The sequence below is a fragment of the Streptomyces sp. DvalAA-43 genome, from assembly GCF_900091725.1.
Lineage (GTDB): Bacteria > Actinomycetota > Actinomycetes > Streptomycetales > Streptomycetaceae > Streptomyces > Streptomyces pulveraceus.
In genome coordinates, this window is the sequence record NZ_FMBW01000037.1 from 58,140 (window position 1) to 73,355 (window position 15,216).

Consider the following 15,216-nt stretch of genomic DNA (forward strand, 5'->3'; position numbering starts at 1 on the left):
TCCGGACACCATGGGGACAACGTACGGATGGACCGGACCGTTCCGTACGACCGTGTGGGCATGACGCACCCCTCTCCGTACCCGCGGCCGGACCCGAGTCCGGGGCGGCCGTACGCATCGCGCGCCGTGAACGGCTGCCTCGATGTGGTGCTCGGGCTGCTGCTGGTGTTCCTGGAGGCGCTGATCTGCGGCGTCGCCGCGCTCCAGCTGGCACTCTCCCGGGCGGATCCGGGCGGCCCGGCGCCGACGGGGCCTCCGACGACGGACTGGACGCCCGTCCTGGTCTTCGGTGGGATCACCGCGGCCGCCTGCCTCTTCGCCGTCGTGCTGATCCGGGCCGACTGGCCCTGGGCGGGCGCGATCCAGGTGCTGGCGGCGCTGGTGCTGTGCGTGGTGACGCTGCGGGCCGGGCACGAGGACTACGGCCGCCCGCAGCCGGTGCCCGCGCCCGCCCCCTCGTACGATCCCGGCCGCACCGGCCACCAGTGCCTCAGCGGCGGCGACAGCCGGGAGTGCCGGGACTCCGGCGGCTGACGGCAGGCGATCACGACCAGGGAGCCCGGCTCGCCGTGGTCGCCGCGCGCCGGCGTCCGCGGCGCGTGGTTCACCCGCTGGGCGGCCTTGCGGCCCAGCCGTTCGATCGGGTCCACCGACTGCGCGCAGCCGGTGGTGGTGAGGAGCGCACCGGCCGCCAGCAGTCCGGCCAGCAGCCGGTGCGCGCGTCTCATACGTAGTCCTCCAGCCGGGCCACGGCGTAGCCCCGGTCCGTGACGGTCTTCATGACCGCCCGGACCAGGTCGGCCATGCTGCCGCCCCATTCACCGCGTCCCCGGAAGTGCGTGAGGATGATGTCGCCCGGGTGCAGGTCCTCGTCCTCCTCACGCCACTCCATGTGGTCAGGGAAGGCCTCGGCGTTCCAGAGGGGCACCGCCTTGATCCCGCAGGACCGCGCGATGCGGAGCGTGTCCCCGTTGTAGTTGCCGTACGGCGGGCGGAAGAGGACGGGCCGCTTCCCGAACTGCTTCTCGATGATGTCCTGCTGGTGGCAGATCTCGCGCTTCTGCTCGGTGTACGGGAGGCCGGGCAGATAGGGGTGGGTGAGCGTGTGGTTGTTGAGGGCGACGCCCAGCCGCTGTGCCTCGCCGAAGTATCCGTAGTTGTCGCTCACCTCGTAGTCGCTGAGGAACGCGCTGTACGGGATGTCCAGCTCGTCCATCATCTGCAACAGCTCGGGGTCCTTCTCGGAGCCGTCGTCGATCGTCAGGAAGACGACGCGGTCCTTGGTCGGGACGGTGGTGAAGACCGGCGGCAGCGAGTCGTCGCCGTCCTCCACCTCGAAGCCCTTGCGGGTGGTGATGCGCGGCTTCACCACGGGCGGCGCCGGTGCGACCAGCGGCGTCCTGTCCAGCCCCCACTTCTTGGCGAGCATCGCCCGCACGGCCGGGCTGAGCTTCGCGTTCTCATGGGCCTCGCCGGGTTCGCGGACCTGGGGGGCGCGCTCCCCGGGACCGCCCGGATGTCCGGCGCCTGGGTTCGTGCCCGCCTCCGCGCCCGGGAAGCCGACGACGGGCCGCTCCCGGCGCTCGCCCTCGCCGCCCGCCTGCCCGCCGGACCCCGAGGCGCAGCCGGAGCCGACCGCGGCGACCAGGAGCGCGGCCAGGACGGCGCAGGCGGGCCGGTGCCCGCCCGGACTCCGGCCGCGCCCGGACGGGGGCGCGCCCGATCTGCGTCTCTTCATAGTGTTTTTTTCGTTTTGTCGTACAAGTTGCATGGCGTCGCATCCTGCCAGCACGTGATCGGCCTCACGGCCCGACACCGCCGCCGGGCCCGCCGGTCTACCCGGCTGGCTCACAATGGGGCGGGTGAACGCTCTCGCCCCGAACGACCCGTCCGGCGCCGGCCGGTCCGACGCCCCCGACCCCATCGCCGCCTTCCAGGCCCTGCGCACCCCCGAGGGCGCCGCGCTCCTGGACGAGCTGCGGTCGTACGACCCCGCCCGGGAACTCGCCACCGCCACCCGGCTGCGCCGCACCCACCCGGCCGCCCTGGTGTCGGCGGCGCTGGGGCAGGCGCGGCTCCGGCAGCGGGCGGTGGCGAAGTTCCGCGCCGAGGACGCGTACCGGATGTTCTTCACGCCGAACGGTGTCGAGCAGGCGACCCGTACGTCGGTGGCCGCCCATCGCGCGCGGCGGTTCGCGGAGGCGGGCGGGGTGCGCCGGGTCGCCGACCTCTGCTGCGGGATCGGCGGCGACGCGATCGCGCTCGCGCGGGCGGGCATCGGTGTGCTCGCCGTGGACCGTGACCCGCTGACCGCCGAGGTGGCCCGCGCCAACGCCGTCGCGCTGGGCCTGGACGGTCTGATCGAGGTGCGGTGCGCCGATGTCGCCGACATCGACACCTCGCCCTACGACGCGGTCTTCGTCGACCCGGCCCGGCGCGGCGGCAGGGGCCGGATCTTCGACCCGGAGGCGTACTCGCCACCGCTCTCCTGGGCGACCGGCGCCGCACTCGCGGCCCCCCGCGCCGCCCTGAAGATCGCTCCGGGCATCCCGCACGAGGCGATCCCGGCGCAGGCGGAGGCCGAGTGGATCTCGGACGGCGGCGATGTGAAGGAGGCGGTGCTCTGGTTCGGCGAGGGCTTCGCGGCCGGTTCGTACCGCGCCACCGTGCTCCCGGCCGGGGCCACCCTGTGGGCCGGGGCTCCGCTGCCCGCCCCGCCCGTCGGCCCGGTCGGCCGCTATCTGTACGAGCCGGACGGCGCCGTCATCCGCGCCCATCTGGTCGCCGACCTGGTGGCGCGGTGCGAGGGCCGGCTGGTCGACGAGACGATCGCGTACATCACGAGCGACGAGCCGTACGCGTCCCCGTACGTCTCCGGGTACGAGATCACCGACCGGCTCCCCTTCAACATGAAGAAGCTGAAGGCGCTGCTGCGGGAGCGGAAGGTGGGCGTGCTGACGGTCAAGAAGCGCGGCTCGGCGGTCGAACCGGAGGAACTGCGCCGCCGGATGAAGCTCGCCGGGCCGAACTCCGCGACGGTCTTCCTGACCCGGGTGGCCGGAGCACCGACGATGCTGCTCGGCCACCCGCTGACCGGCCCGGCCCGAGAGCCTGTCGGGTGACCTCCGACAGGCCCTGAGACCGGCGGCCCTCAGGCGAGGTCGGTCAGGTCCTCCGCGTACACCTGCGAGAGCGGCTGAGGGCCCACGTACTGCTGGCAGTTGCACTGCCCGGACTCGAAGCGGACCGGTTTCTTGGCCTCGTCCCAGGCCGTCGGCACCTCGATGCGCTCATGGCACTTGCCCTGCTTGTCGTGCTTGGCGAGATGGTGCGTGCAGCCGCAGACCGGCTCCGGCGGCCGGTTCGCCGCTTCGAGGGCCAGCCGTTCCTGCCTGGCAGCGTCAAGGAGTTCGAGCCTGCGGGCGTGCCGGTTGCGCAGTGCCGTACGGGCGTTGTCGACGGCCCAGCCGAAGCCGCCCGTCCAGAAGATGATGAGCACCCACCAGTACCACTCCATGTCGTCCTCCCCCTGCGTGACCCATGTGTCACGTCAGGATAGGACCGGGGTCAGCGGTGAGCGCCGCCCCCTACGGAGAACAGCGGCTCGGGCGCGGGCGCCCCGGCCAGCACCCGCAGCACCCAGCGCCGGTGGGCGAACGCCTTGACCAGGCCGATGAGTCCGACGATCCAGCCGGTCAGCCCGAGCCCCATGACCAGGACGGCCAGACCGTAGGCCTCCCCGTTCAGTGCGCCACCGGCCGGGACGGCGAAGCACGCGTACAGCCCGGCAGCGCAGAGCGCGAAGGACATCAGCAGCCAGGCGAGGGAGGCGCCCGGCATCCGCAGGGCCGCGTCGCGTGCCGGATCGCGGTCCAGGCCGCCCCAGGCGTCGAGCAGCCGGCGGATCCTGCGGTCCCGGCGCAGGCCGATGACGACGACGATGGCCGCCGGCACCACACAGCCGACGCCCATGGCGACGATGATCACCCCGACCGCTGCGCTGATGACGTCGTACGACTCCTCGAAGGTGATCAGCGCCGTGCCCACCAGCAGCCAGCCGAGCGCGCAGAGCGCTCCCCACAGCCACAGCAGCGCCAGCCGCCCCGGTGAGACGTGCTCCCGGACCAGCGCCCCGAGCACCGCGGCCCGGTCGGCGAGCAGGGCCTCCCGGTCGGGCCAGGAACGTATCTCCACGGGCGGTGGCGGTGGCGGCAGTGGTGCGCGACGAGACATGGGGCAGACCCTACCGACCGTGCGCGGAGGGCCGGTTCGGGCGCGGCGCCTCGGCGCCCGGCTCCCGCCGCTCCGGTCGCGCGGCGTGGCGGCCCGGCCCGGTGACGGTCACTCAGCGGCCGTCGCGGGCCGGGTGCTCCGCGCGGTCCAGGAGCATCGCCCGTTCCCGTGCGTTGCGGGTCAGTCCGGCCGCCCGCGCGAACTCCGCCCGCGCCTCGTCCATGCGCCCCGTCCTGGCCAGCAGGTCCCCGCGGACGCTGGGCAGCAGGTGGTAGCTCCGCAGCGCCGGATCATCGGCCAGGGCGTCGACCAGGGCGAGGCCCGCCTCCGGGCCCCGCGCCATCGAGACCGCCACGGCCCGGTTCAGCTCGACGACCGGGGACGGCGCGATCGCGGCGAGGCGGTCGTAGAGGGCGGCGATGGTGTTCCAGTCGGTGTCCTCGTACGTCACCGCCCGCGCGTGGCAGGCGGCGATCGCGGCCTGCACGGTGTACGGGCCGAGCCCGGCACCCGCCCCGGTCGCCGCCACGGCCCGCTCCAGGGCAGCGACCCCGCGCCGGATCAGCAGACGGTCCCAGCGGGCCCGGTCCTGGTCGGCGAGCAGCACCGGCGCACCGTCCGGCCCGGTCCTGGCGGCGGTGCGCGAGGCCTGGAGCTCCAGCAGCGCGGCCAGTCCGTGGGCCTCGGGCTCCCGCTCCATCAGGCCGGCGAGCACCCGGGCCAGCCGCAGCGCGTCCTCGCAGAGCGCGGGGCGCAGCCAGTCGTCGCCCGCGGTCGCCGCGTACCCCTCGTTGAAGATCAGGTAGATCACTTCGAGCACCGGACCGAGACGGGCGGCGCGCTCCGGTCCGTACGGCACCTCGAAGGGGATGCCCTCGCGGCCCAGGGTCCGTTTCGCCCGGACGATGCGCTGGGCGACGGTCGGTTCGGGGGCCAGGAACGCGCGGGCGATCTCGTCGGTGGTCAGGCCGCCGAGCAGCCGCAGGGTGAGGGCGATCCGGGCCTCGGTGGAGAGCACCGGATGGCAGGCGGTGAAGATCAGCCGGAGCAGATCGTCGTCGATGCCGTCCGCCTCGGGGGGCTCGGGCGGCGGCACGTCCTCCAGGGACCGCCCCACCTCGGCCAGCTTGCGCGCGTAGGTCTCCTTGCGGCGTACGAGATCGATCGCGCGGTGTCTGGCGGTGGCCATGAGCCAGGCGCCCGGCCGGTCCGGGACACCTGACTCCGGCCACTGTTCCAGTGCGGCCACCAGGGCGTCCTGCGCGATTTCCTCGGCGATGCCTACGTCCCGCACGATGCGGGTGACACCTGCGATGATCCGCGCGGACTCGATCCTGAAGACCGCTTCGACCGCCCCGGTCGCACGTGCTGCCGTCACGGTCACCCATCACAGCAGCCGTGCCGGGGCGGGGCAAGCGGGGCCGGTCAGGCTCCCATGGTGGCCTCGTCGATCTGGCGGATCTCGGAGGTCACGGTCCAGCTCTCCGGGTGGGTCCGCAGGAAGCGCCGGGTCCATTCCAGGGCCTCCTCCTTGTCCTTGACCTGGAGGATGGCGTAGCCGCCGACGACCTCCTTGGTCTCGGTGAAGGGCCCGTCGGTGTGGCTGAGCTTCCCGCCGGACCAGGTGACCCTGGTCCCCTGGGAGGTCGGGGTGAGCCCGGCCGTCTCCAGCATGACGCCGGCCTTGGTGATCTCCTCGAACAGGGCGCCCATGCGCTTCTCGAACTCGGGGTCCGGGGCGTCGAAGGGGCTCTGCTCGTCGATGCGGATCAGCGACATGAAGCGGGGCATGGTGACTCCTAGGTCAAAAGGGCGGGGGCTGTCCCCGTCTCTCACCCTTGCGTCGAACGGGATCCGGCCGGATCGACAGTTCCCGGGAAATTCTTCTGAGAACTTTCCGGTCCGGCCACCGGAGCGGTCTCCGGGTCCGCCACCGGAGCTGCTTCCGGGTTCTCCACCGGAGCGGCTTCCGGGTCCGCCGCCCCCGCGGCCCTCGGGGCGGTCCCGCGCCCCGGGAGCAGCACCACGGCCACCAGCGCCGCCACCACGAGCAGCCCGGCGCAGACCCAGAACGCCGCCGCGTACCCGGCCGCCAGGTCGGCGGGCCGGCCGCCGTCCCCGGTGACCCGGGCGGCGACGGTGACCAGGACGGCGAGCCCCAGCGAGCCGCCCACCTGGCGGGCGCTGTTCAGCAGCCCGGAGGCCATGCCCGTCTCCTCGGGCGCCACATCGGTCGTGGCCGCCGTGCCCAGCGGTACGAAGCACATCCCGACGCCGATGCTGCAGACCAGGGACGGGCCGAGGATCGAGTGCAGGAAGCTGCCGTCCGCCCGCGCCGTCGCCGCGAACCCGGCCATGCCGAGCGCGGTCAGGAGGCCGCCGAGCGCCAGCAGCCGTCCGGTGCCGAGCGCAGCGACCGTACGGGTGGCGATGACCGAGCCGGTGACGACGCCTGCCGAGAACGGCAGGAAGGCGACCCCGGCGGCGGTCGGCCCGTAGTCGAGAACCTGCTGCATGTAGAGCGAGACGAAGTAGAACGCGGCGAACTGCCCGGAGCTCAGCAGCAGGCAGAAGAGATTCGCGGTCAGGACCGGCCGCTGGGTCAGCAGCCCGGGGCGGAGCAGCGGATCGGCGGTCCGCCGTTCGACGACGACGAAGGCGATCAGCAGCAGCACGGCGGCGCCCAGCGTGCCCAGCGTCCGGGCCGACCCCCAGGCGTCGGTCGATGTCCGTACGAGTCCGAGGACCAGCAGCGTCGTCCCCGCGGTGGCCAGCAGCGCCCCCGCCACGTCGAGCCGGGCGCCGGTCCGGACCGTGCCGCCCCGCAGTCCGCTGCGCGCGGCCCCCACCAGCGCGAACCCCACGATCGGCACATTCACCAGCATCACCGCGCGCCAGCCCGCCGCGTCGGTGAGCACCCCGCCCGCGAGTACGCCGACCGCGCCGCCCGCCGCGCCCGCCATGCCCCACAGCCCCAGGGCGCGGGAGCGGGCGGGTCCGGCCGGGAAGGCCAGGGCGATCAGCGCGAAGGCGACCGGGGCGAGCGCGGCTGCCCCGATCCCCTGCACCGCCCGCGCGGCGATGAGCCCGCCGGGCGACCGGGCGAGCCCGCCGGCCAGGCTCGCGGCGCCGAACAGCACCAGGCCCGCCGTCAGGACCCGGCGGCTGCCGAGCAGATCGGCGAGGCGGCCGCCGAGCATCAGCAGCCCGCCGAAGGCCAGCGCGTAGGCGTTCACCACCCACAGCAGCCCCTGGGGCGTGAAGCCCAGATCGCCGCGCATGTCCGGCAGCGCGACATTCACCACGGACATGTCCAACGCCACCATGAACTGCACGACGAGGGCCACCACCAGCAGCCAACGCGTATGCCGTGACTGATCGTCCACGACTCTTCCCTTCCCTCCGGATCATTCGGTCGAATGATTACTATACGCGTATAGAAATTAGTCACGCGACGGTCCGGGCAGGGGCGGGAACGGCGGGGTACGGGAGACAATGCCGAGGTGGCAGGGACAGAGAAGAAGCAGGCGCCCGCAAAGAGGGCGCCCATAAAGAAGGCGTCTGCGAAGAAGCAGACGCCTGCGAAACGATCGGTGGGGCGGCCGCGCAGGCTCGACCCGGACGCGATGGTCGCCACCGCGCGCCGCATCGTCGAGGAAGAGGGCGTGGACGCCCTGAGCATGCGGCGGGTGGCGAAGGAGCTCGGCTCCACGCCGATGGCGCTCTACCACTACGTGCAGGACAAGGACGAGTTGCTGATGCTCACCCTGTCGGGCACCGCGGCCGCCTTCCCCCGTCCCCACCTGCCCGAGGACCCGCGCGAGCGGCTGCTCGCCGTGGCCGTGCACATGCACGACATCCTGTCCCGGATGCCGTGGGTGCTGGACATCCTGGCGCTGGGCGAGCTGACCGACCGGAACGCGCTGTGGATGGTCGAGGAGATCATCGACTCGGCGCTCGCCTGCGGCCTCTCCCCCGCCCAGGCGGTACGCGCGTACCGGACGATCTGGAGCTACGTCTACGGCGACCTGATCTTCCGCCGGGCGGCCGGGCGCCGCGCGGACAATCCGCCGAACAGGCGCTGGTTCCCCGAGATGGTGACCGAGGAGGACGCGGCGACGCTGCCCCGGCTCACCGCGATCAAGGACGACTGGCGCGCGTACGCCGCCGACTACGAGGTGGCGGACGAACTCGACGCGATCGTCCAGGGGCTGATCGACCGGGGCACCGCCGTCGGCTGAGGGACCGGCCGTGGGACCGGCCCCGGCCCGGAACGGGTCAGCCGACGGACCCGTCGGTCCCGCCAGCCCCGTCAGCAGTCCCGTCGGCCCCCAGCGACTCGAAGCGCCAGCGGTGCACCGGGCGGGTGACCAGTCCGGTGTCCGGTTCGGGGAGTTCGGGCAGCTCGTCGCCGTAGCCGCCCGCCCACCAGGTGATGACCAGGACCCGGTCCTGCGGGGCGCGCAGCAGTTCGCGGCGGAGCGGCTCGCGGGTCAGCTCGGCCGAACGGGCCCGCGCCCACTCCAGGAGTTCGGCTCCCCGTCCGGCCACGGCGCGGGCCTCCCACATGAGGGCGACGGTCATGAGTACAGGTTGTCCTTGCTGATCTCGTGGACGTGATCGTGGTCGTGGCCGTGCGCGTGGGCGCCCGGCACATGGGGGTCGGTCACCGGGAGCGAGGAGTCCGCGGACAGCTCCAGGTCCGAGGCGGGCCTGCCCCGGGCCACCATCTCCGCGCCCAGCGCCGCGACCATCGCGCCGTTGTCCGTGCACAGCCCGGGACGCGGCACCCGCAGCCGGATTCCGGCCCGCTCGCACCGCTCCTCGGCCAGCGCCCGCAGCCGCGAGTTGGCCGCGACCCCGCCGCCGATCATCAGGTGGTCGACGCCCTCGTCCTTGCAGGCCCGGACCGCCTTTCGGGTGAGCACGTCCACCACGGCCTCCTGGAAGGACGCCGCCACGTCCCGTACCGGCACCTCCTCGCCCGCCGCGCGCTTGGCCTCGATCCAGCGGGCCACCGAGGTCTTCAGGCCCGAGAAGGAGAAGTCGTAGGCGGGATCGCGCGAACCGGTCAGACCGCGCGGGAACGCGATCGCCTCCGGGTCGCCCTCCTTCGCCAGCCGGTCGATGACCGGGCCGCCGGGGAAGCCCAGGTTCAGCACCCGGGCGATCTTGTCGAAGGCCTCGCCCGCCGCATCGTCGATGGTCGCGCCCAGCGGCCGTACGTCGTTGGTGATGTCCGGCGCGAGCAGCAGCGAGGAGTGACCGCCGCTGACCAGCAGCGCCATCGTGGGCTCGGGCAGCGGGCCGTGCTCCAGCTGGTCCACGCAGATGTGCGAGGCGAGGTGGTTCACCCCGTAGAGCGGCTTGTTCAGCGCGTACGCGTACGCCTTCGCCGCCGAGACGCCGACCAGCAGCGCGCCCGCGAGCCCGGGGCCCGCGGTGACGGAGATGCCGTCGAGGTCGCGGGCGCTGATCCCGGCCTCCTTCAGGGCGCGCTCGATGGTGGGGACCATCGCCTCCAGATGGGCGCGGGAGGCGATCTCCGGGACGACGCCGCCGAAGCGGGCGTGGGTGTCGACGCTGGACGCGACGGCGTCGGCGAGCAGGGTCGTGCCCCGGACGATGCCGACGCCGGTCTCGTCGCAGGAGGTCTCGATGCCGAGTACGAGCGGTTCGTCAGCCATCAGTCAGTCTCTGTTCCCTGTACGTGCTCGTGCACGTGCTCTTGTACGTGGAGGCGCATGACGAGTGCGTCGACGTTGCCCGGCTGGTAGTAGCCGCGGCGGAAGCCGATCGGTTCGAAGCCGAAGCGTTCGTACAGCTTCTGGGCCCGGGTGTTGTCGACGCGGACTTCGAGGAGCACCTCTGCGCACTCGAAGGCCGTGGCGTGCTTCAGCAGGTCGGTGAGGAGTTCGGAGCCGAGGCCGCCTCCCCAGTGGCCGCGGGTGACCCCGATCGTCTGCACATCGGCGAGGTCACCGGCAGCGGCGAGGCCCGCGTAGCCGACGATCCGGCCGGTGGCGGGGTCCTCGGCGACGACGTAGCGGCGGGTGGCCCGCGGGCCGCGGGAGTGCGCCAGCTCGGACCAGAACATGCCGGCCGACCAGGCGTCGTCCGGGAACAGCTCGCGTTCGAGCTCCAGCACCGGATCGATGTCCCACCAGCGCATCTCGCGCAGAACGGCAGTCGTGGTCGTCACTTCGGGGTGACCACCTTGTAGTTCTTCGGCACCTGGGCGTCGGGCCTGCGGAGGTAGAGCGGCTGCGGCGGCAGCAGCTCCTCGCCCGCGGCGAGCCGCTCGGCGGCGAGGGCGGCCAGCGCCCCGGCGCTGACGTGCTCGGGCTCCCGGGCGTCCGGGAACGCCTCGGGGTAGAGCACCGCGCCCGCGCCGACGACGGGCAGCCCGGCGAGCTGTCCGGCGATGTCGGCGGGCCGGTCGACGGCGGGCCCGGTGACCCGGGTGCGCGGGTCGTCGTACCTCGCCCAGTAGACCTCCTTGCGGCGGGCGTCCGTCGCGACGGCGAACGGCCCCTCCAGCCCGGCCCGGCCCGCCGCGTACGCGAGCCCGTCCAGGGTGCACAGCCCGTGCACGGGTACGGAGAGGGCGGAGCCGAAGGCCGCGGCGGTGACCAGGCCGACCCGGAGCCCGGTGTACGGGCCGGGGCCGACGCCGACGACCACGTCCGTCACGGCGTCGAGTGCCGTCCCGGCCTCGGCGAGGACCCGGTCGACGGCGGGAAGCAGCAGCTCCCCGTGCCTTCGGGCGTCGACCTGTCCGGACTCGGCGACGACGGAGGTCCCGTCGTGCAGGGCGACGGTGACGGCGGGGGTGGCGGTATCCACGGCGAGCAAGAGCACGCAAACAGCCTACGGCTCCGCCGACGGGGGCACGGCCTCCCGTACGGCGTCCCGGCACGCCCGGCCCCTGCTGCTACCGTCAGCGCGTACACGCGGGTACGACGTACACGCTAAACGCTTGTACGACATGCGGAAGCGAAAGGGGCGCGCACGGTGTCTAGGGGCAGCTCGGGAATCGTGGCCGGGCTCACTGCCGCGGCGCTCGTCGCGGTCGGCGTCCTGGCCTTCCAGGCTTCGGCGAACGCCCCCGCCAGTGTCGCGGCCCCCAAGCCGAAGGCCACCGCCACGGCCACCGAGCACGCGAAGCCGAAGGAGAAGCCGCGCCCGGCCACGCTCCCCGCGCACTCCGGCACCGGGAAGCGGGTCGTGTACGCCCTGGCCGACCGCCGGGTGTGGCTCGTCGACGCGGCCGGGAAGGCCGTCCGGACCTTCGAGGTCATGCCGAGCGCGCTGAATCCGCTCCCCGGCACCTATCGGGTGAACACCCCGCGCCAGGGCGCCCCCACCAAGGGCTCGGACGGCGTGATGATCGAACACGTGGTGCGGTTCGCGATGGTGGACAACGTGGCCGTGGGCTTCAGCGCGGCGGTCGACGGCTCGATGGAGAGCCCGGACCCGACGCTGAAGACGGGCGGCGTGCGGATGTCCCGGGAGGACGGGGACGCCATGTGGGACTTCGCGATGGTGAACACGAAGGTCGTCGTCGTCCCGTAGGACGCGGTCGCGGGGCCCGGCACGGGCCCGCGCGCTCAGCCCGCCCGTCGTCCGGGGCCGGTCCCGGAGCGGGGCGCGGGAGCGGCGGCCGGGGCTTCCTCGCCGTCCACACCCTCATCCCTGTCCCCGTCCGCGGACGGCGGCGGCGTGGAGACCGCCGTGGCCGCGGCACAGGCCGCCAGCAGGTCTCTCATCGATGGCGGCGGCGGCACTTCGCGTTCGGCGGACGTCGTCATGGATGCCTCCTGAGGCTCCGGTGGAAGGCGTGGTTAGGCAGACCTAACCCGCTCTCGCCATCCATGTGACCACGCCTCCGCCACCCGGCGCAACAATTTGCCGACAGCCTGTCGGAACCCGGTCCCGCGCTCAGACCTCGCGCAGTCCCGCCCAGCGCGCGCCGATCCCGACCAGCGTCACCTCGCGCCGCTCGTCGTCCGTGTCGCCGACCGCGCGGTCGATCACCACGTGCAGCCGGTCGTCGGACAGCTCCTCGACCTTGCCGTCGCCCCACTCCACGACCACCACGGACTCGGGCAGCGACACGTCGAGGTCCAGGTCCTCCATCTCGTCGAGCCCGCCGCCCAGGCGGTACGCGTCGACATGGACCAGTGCCGGGCCACCGGTCAGCGACGGGTGGACGCGGGCGATCACGAAGGTGGGGGACGTGACCGCGCCGCGCACGCCGAGGGCCTCGCCGAGCCCCCGGGTCAGCGTCGTCTTCCCGGCGCCGAGCTCGCCGGTGAGCATCACGAGGTCGCCGGGGAGCAGGACCGCGGCGATCCGGCGGCCCAGCTCCTGCATCTGTTCGGGGGACTCGACGGCCAGGCTCACGGTGACGGTGCCCGGTGCGGCGTCCCCGGCGGCCTCAGTCGTCAGGCTGTTGTGCGGTGCTTCCATGTCCGCCAACGTTAGCCGTTGCCGGTACCGCTCCGACGCGTACGAGCAGGTCCGCCAGCCGGTCCGTGACCGTCTCGGGGTGCTCCAGCATCACCAGATGACCGCCGTCCGGCACGATGACCAGCTCCGCGTCCGGGAGCTGGTCCGCGATGGCCTCGCTGTGCGAGCTGGGCGTCACCAGGTCCTTGTCGCCCGCCAGGATCAGCACCGGGACGTCACGGAAGGCGGGCAGCGCGCCGCTCTTGTCGTGTTCGGTGAAGGCCGGATAGAACTCGGCGACCACATCGATCGGGGTGGACTCGATGAGCCGCTCGGCGAACCGCTCGACCACCGGATCGACGTCCCGCGAACCGAACGAGTACCGCTTGATCAGCCCGGCGAAGAGATCCGCGGTCGCCCGGCGGCCCCGCTCCACCAGCTCCGGCTGGGAGCCGAGCGCCCGGAGCACCCCGGGCAGCACCCGCCGCACCGCGTTCACGCCCGCGACCGGCAGCCCGAAATCGACCTCGCCGAGCTTCCCGCTCGATGTGCCGACGAAGGCGACGGCGGCGACCCGGTCCCGGATCAGCCCGGGGTACTGGTCGGCGAGCGCCATCATCGTCATCCCGCCCATCGAGTGCCCGACCAGCACCAGTCGGCCCTCGGGGGCCGCCGCGTCGATCACCGCCTTCAGATCGCGGCCGAGCTGGTCGATGCCGACCGTCACCCCGTCCGCCTGGGCCCGGCCCCGCTCGGAGCGGCCGTGGCTGCGCTGGTCCCAGTGGACGGTACGCACCAGACCGCGCAGCGCCGCCCGCTGGAAGTGCCAGGAGTCCTGGCTGAGGCAGTAGCCGTGGCTGAAGACCACAGTGACGGGCACGGGGTCCTTGCGGCCGAAGAGCCTGCGGCGGCGCGGGCCGGTGCCGGTGGCGTCGCCCGCACCGTCCGCGGCGGCCCCCGCGCCACCGGCCGGTTCGACCTCGTCGACCTCGTAGTACAGCTCGGTGCCGTCGTCGGCGGTGGCCCGGCCCGGCAGACCGCGCAGCGAGCCGTACGGTCCGGTGGCGTCCAGGGCCAGCCTGGCCCGTCTGCGCATGCCCCGGCCGACGGTGAGCCGCTCGACCGCGACACCGGCGGCCGCGCCCGCCGCGATCACGCCTATGGCGGCTCCGGCGATGCCCGCCCGGCGCCAGCCGACCGCCGTAGCGGCCGTCGTCACCGCGTCCCCCGCGCTGATCTCGCTCACCGTGCCGCGCTCCTCGTCGGTCGTATCCGTCAGGTCAGGGCCGGTCGGTTCCGGTCGTGATCAGATCGTGCCCGGTCGGCGGCGCACCATCGATCAGGACTCGGCCGGGGTCGCGTGGAGATGCACGCGCGGTACGCGGGCACCGATCCGGGTGACGATCTCGTACGCGATCGTGTCGGCGGCCCGCGCCCAGTCCTCGGCGCTCGGCTCGCCCCGGTCCCCCGGGCCGAAGAGCACCGCCTCGCTGCCCACCTCGACCTCGTCCCCGTGGAGGTCGACGACGAACTGGTCCATCGCCACCCGGCCGGCGATCCGCCGGGTGACGCCGCCGACCAGGACCGGGGCCCGGCCGGAGGCATGGCGCGGGATGCCGTCCGCGTAGCCGACCGGCACCAGGCCCAGGGTCGTCTCGGCGGAGGTCGTGTAGTGGTGGCCGTAGCTGATCCCGTGGCCGGCCGGCACCCGCTTGACCAGGGCGACCGACGCGACGAGCCGCATGACGGGGCGCAGTCCGAAATCGGCCGGGGTGCCCAGCTCGGGGCTGGGCGAGATGCCGTACATCGCGATCCCGGTCCGTACGAGGTCGAAGTGGGCCTCGGGGATCGTCAGCGTCGCCGGGGAGTTGGCCAGGTGGCGCACCTCGGGTTCGACGCCCTCCTTCTCCGCGTACGCCACCATGTCCCGGAACACGGCCAGCTGGGCGGCGATGGAGGGGTGGCCGGGCTCGTCGGCGCAGGCGAAGTGGGACCACAGGCCGGTGATCCGGACGGTGCCCGCCCGCTCGGCGCCACGGGCGGCGGCGACCAGCTCCGGCCAGTCGGCGGGCTGGCAGCCGTTGCGCCCGAGGCCGGTGTCCGCCTTGAGCTGGATCCTGGCCGGGAGGCCCGCCTCCGCGGCCGCGGCGACGACCTCGTCCAGGGCCCACATTCCGCTCACCGACACATCGATGTCTGCCTCGATCGCCTCGCGCCAGGGGCCGCCGGGGGTCCACAGCCAGCACATCACCCGGCCGCCCAGTCCGGCCGCCCGCAGGGCCAGTGCCTCCTGCGGTGTCGCGGTGCCCAGCCAGGTCGCCCCGGCCTCCAGCGCGGCGCGGGCGCAGGGCACCGCCCCGTGCCCGTACGCGTCGGACTTGACGACGGCCATGAGCTGCGCGCCGCCCGCCCGCGCGCGCAGTACGCGCACGTTGGCGCGCAGTGCGTCGAGGTCGATCTCGGCACGGGCTCTCAAGGACGCTGTCTCGTTCATCGCGCCCAGTCTCTCAGAGGCGTGCGGCAGGGCCCTCG

18 protein-coding genes are annotated in these 15,216 nt (G+C 73.5%); 4 read left to right on the plus strand and 14 right to left on the minus strand.

The genetic code is table 11. The annotated features are described in order from the left end of the window. Positions 1-60 precede the first annotated feature (60 nt). On the plus strand, positions 61-534 hold the full coding sequence (locus tag GA0115234_RS41355) for a DUF6234 family protein (protein WP_141718417.1): 474 nt from the start codon (positions 61-63) through the stop codon (positions 532-534). A gap of 190 nt (positions 535-724) precedes the next feature. Here the strand turns inward: GA0115234_RS41355 and GA0115234_RS10935 are convergent, their stop codons facing one another. Beyond that, a complete protein-coding gene (locus tag GA0115234_RS10935) occupies positions 725-1,738 on the minus strand; it encodes a polysaccharide deacetylase family protein (RefSeq protein WP_237541257.1) in 1,014 nt (337 codons plus the stop codon). 115 nt (positions 1,739-1,853) lie between these two features. Between GA0115234_RS10935 and GA0115234_RS10940 the strand changes: the two genes are divergently transcribed. After that, positions 1,854-3,122 (plus strand): THUMP-like domain-containing protein, encoded by a 1,269-nt coding sequence (locus GA0115234_RS10940; protein ID WP_093540725.1) that lies wholly within the window; start codon positions 1,854-1,856, stop codon positions 3,120-3,122. Between the two features lie 29 nt (positions 3,123-3,151). Here the strand turns inward: GA0115234_RS10940 and GA0115234_RS10945 are convergent, their stop codons facing one another. The 5 genes from GA0115234_RS10945 to GA0115234_RS10965 all read right to left on the minus strand — a co-directional run bounded on the left by GA0115234_RS10945 (position 3,152) and on the right by GA0115234_RS10965 (position 7,559). After that, on the minus strand, positions 3,152-3,517 hold the full coding sequence (locus GA0115234_RS10945; RefSeq protein WP_093540726.1) for a hypothetical protein: 366 nt from the start codon (positions 3,515-3,517) through the stop codon (positions 3,152-3,154). 50 nt (positions 3,518-3,567) lie between these two features. Next, complete coding sequence (locus tag GA0115234_RS10950) at positions 3,568-4,233, minus strand: hypothetical protein (protein WP_093540727.1); 666 nt, start codon at positions 4,231-4,233, stop codon at positions 3,568-3,570. A gap of 112 nt (positions 4,234-4,345) precedes the next feature. Further along, positions 4,346-5,617: an RNA polymerase sigma factor gene (locus tag GA0115234_RS10955; RefSeq protein WP_093540728.1), complete on the minus strand. Its 1,272-nt coding sequence runs from the start codon at positions 5,615-5,617 to the stop codon at positions 4,346-4,348. Positions 5,618-5,658: 41 nt separating this feature from the next. Beyond that, positions 5,659-6,024 (minus strand): YciI family protein, encoded by a 366-nt coding sequence (locus GA0115234_RS10960; protein ID WP_093540729.1) that lies wholly within the window; start codon positions 6,022-6,024, stop codon positions 5,659-5,661. 41 nt (positions 6,025-6,065) lie between these two features. Next, positions 6,066-7,559: an MFS transporter gene (locus tag GA0115234_RS10965; protein ID WP_176729138.1), complete on the minus strand. Its 1,494-nt coding sequence runs from the start codon at positions 7,557-7,559 to the stop codon at positions 6,066-6,068. Positions 7,560-7,781: 222 nt separating this feature from the next. Between GA0115234_RS10965 and GA0115234_RS10970 the strand changes: the two genes are divergently transcribed. Next, positions 7,782-8,474, plus strand: coding sequence for a TetR/AcrR family transcriptional regulator (locus GA0115234_RS10970; RefSeq protein WP_370804276.1), 693 nt, complete (start codon positions 7,782-7,784; stop codon positions 8,472-8,474). A gap of 37 nt (positions 8,475-8,511) precedes the next feature. On the opposite strand, the gene GA0115234_RS10975 is transcribed toward GA0115234_RS10970, so the two are convergent. Genes GA0115234_RS10975 through tsaB form a run of 4 tightly spaced genes read right to left on the minus strand, consistent with a single transcriptional unit; the run spans position 8,512 to position 11,094 of the window. Then, complete coding sequence (locus tag GA0115234_RS10975; protein ID WP_093540732.1) at positions 8,512-8,817, minus strand: hypothetical protein; 306 nt, start codon at positions 8,815-8,817, stop codon at positions 8,512-8,514. Further along, the gene (gene tsaD / locus GA0115234_RS10980) at positions 8,814-9,920 is read right to left on the minus strand and encodes a tRNA (adenosine(37)-N6)-threonylcarbamoyltransferase complex transferase subunit TsaD (RefSeq protein ID WP_093540733.1); all 1,107 of its coding nucleotides are present in this window, start codon (positions 9,918-9,920) and stop codon (positions 8,814-8,816) included. Before tsaD ends, GA0115234_RS10975 begins: the two co-directional genes overlap by 4 nt. Further along, the gene (gene rimI / locus GA0115234_RS10985) at positions 9,920-10,435 is read right to left on the minus strand and encodes a ribosomal protein S18-alanine N-acetyltransferase (RefSeq protein WP_093540734.1); all 516 of its coding nucleotides are present in this window, start codon (positions 10,433-10,435) and stop codon (positions 9,920-9,922) included. The genes tsaD and rimI overlap by 1 nt, the downstream gene beginning before the upstream one ends. After that, the gene (gene tsaB / locus GA0115234_RS10990) at positions 10,432-11,094 is read right to left on the minus strand and encodes a tRNA (adenosine(37)-N6)-threonylcarbamoyltransferase complex dimerization subunit type 1 TsaB (RefSeq protein WP_256088705.1); all 663 of its coding nucleotides are present in this window, start codon (positions 11,092-11,094) and stop codon (positions 10,432-10,434) included. Before tsaB ends, rimI begins: the two co-directional genes overlap by 4 nt. A 153-nt stretch (positions 11,095-11,247) precedes the next feature. On the opposite strand from tsaB, the gene GA0115234_RS10995 reads away from it, so the two are divergent. Beyond that, positions 11,248-11,808 (plus strand): L,D-transpeptidase, encoded by a 561-nt coding sequence (locus tag GA0115234_RS10995; RefSeq protein ID WP_093540735.1) that lies wholly within the window; start codon positions 11,248-11,250, stop codon positions 11,806-11,808. Between the two features lie 35 nt (positions 11,809-11,843). Here the strand turns inward: GA0115234_RS10995 and GA0115234_RS11000 are convergent, their stop codons facing one another. From GA0115234_RS11000 to alr, 4 genes are all read right to left on the minus strand, one after another. Beyond that, positions 11,844-12,044, minus strand: a complete 201-nt coding sequence (locus GA0115234_RS11000) for a hypothetical protein (RefSeq protein ID WP_093540736.1) — start codon at positions 12,042-12,044, stop codon at positions 11,844-11,846. 130 nt (positions 12,045-12,174) lie between these two features. Beyond that, positions 12,175-12,705 carry a tRNA (adenosine(37)-N6)-threonylcarbamoyltransferase complex ATPase subunit type 1 TsaE gene (gene tsaE, locus GA0115234_RS11005; protein WP_093540737.1) on the minus strand — a complete coding sequence of 177 codons (531 nt, stop codon included), beginning with the start codon at positions 12,703-12,705 and terminating at the stop codon, positions 12,175-12,177. Next, on the minus strand, positions 12,674-13,930 hold the full coding sequence (locus GA0115234_RS11010; RefSeq protein WP_093540738.1) for an alpha/beta fold hydrolase: 1,257 nt from the start codon (positions 13,928-13,930) through the stop codon (positions 12,674-12,676). Before GA0115234_RS11010 ends, tsaE begins: the two co-directional genes overlap by 32 nt. 93 nt (positions 13,931-14,023) lie before the next feature. After that, positions 14,024-15,178: an alanine racemase gene (gene alr / locus GA0115234_RS11015; protein WP_093540739.1), complete on the minus strand. Its 1,155-nt coding sequence runs from the start codon at positions 15,176-15,178 to the stop codon at positions 14,024-14,026. Positions 15,179-15,216: the final 38 nt, after the last annotated feature.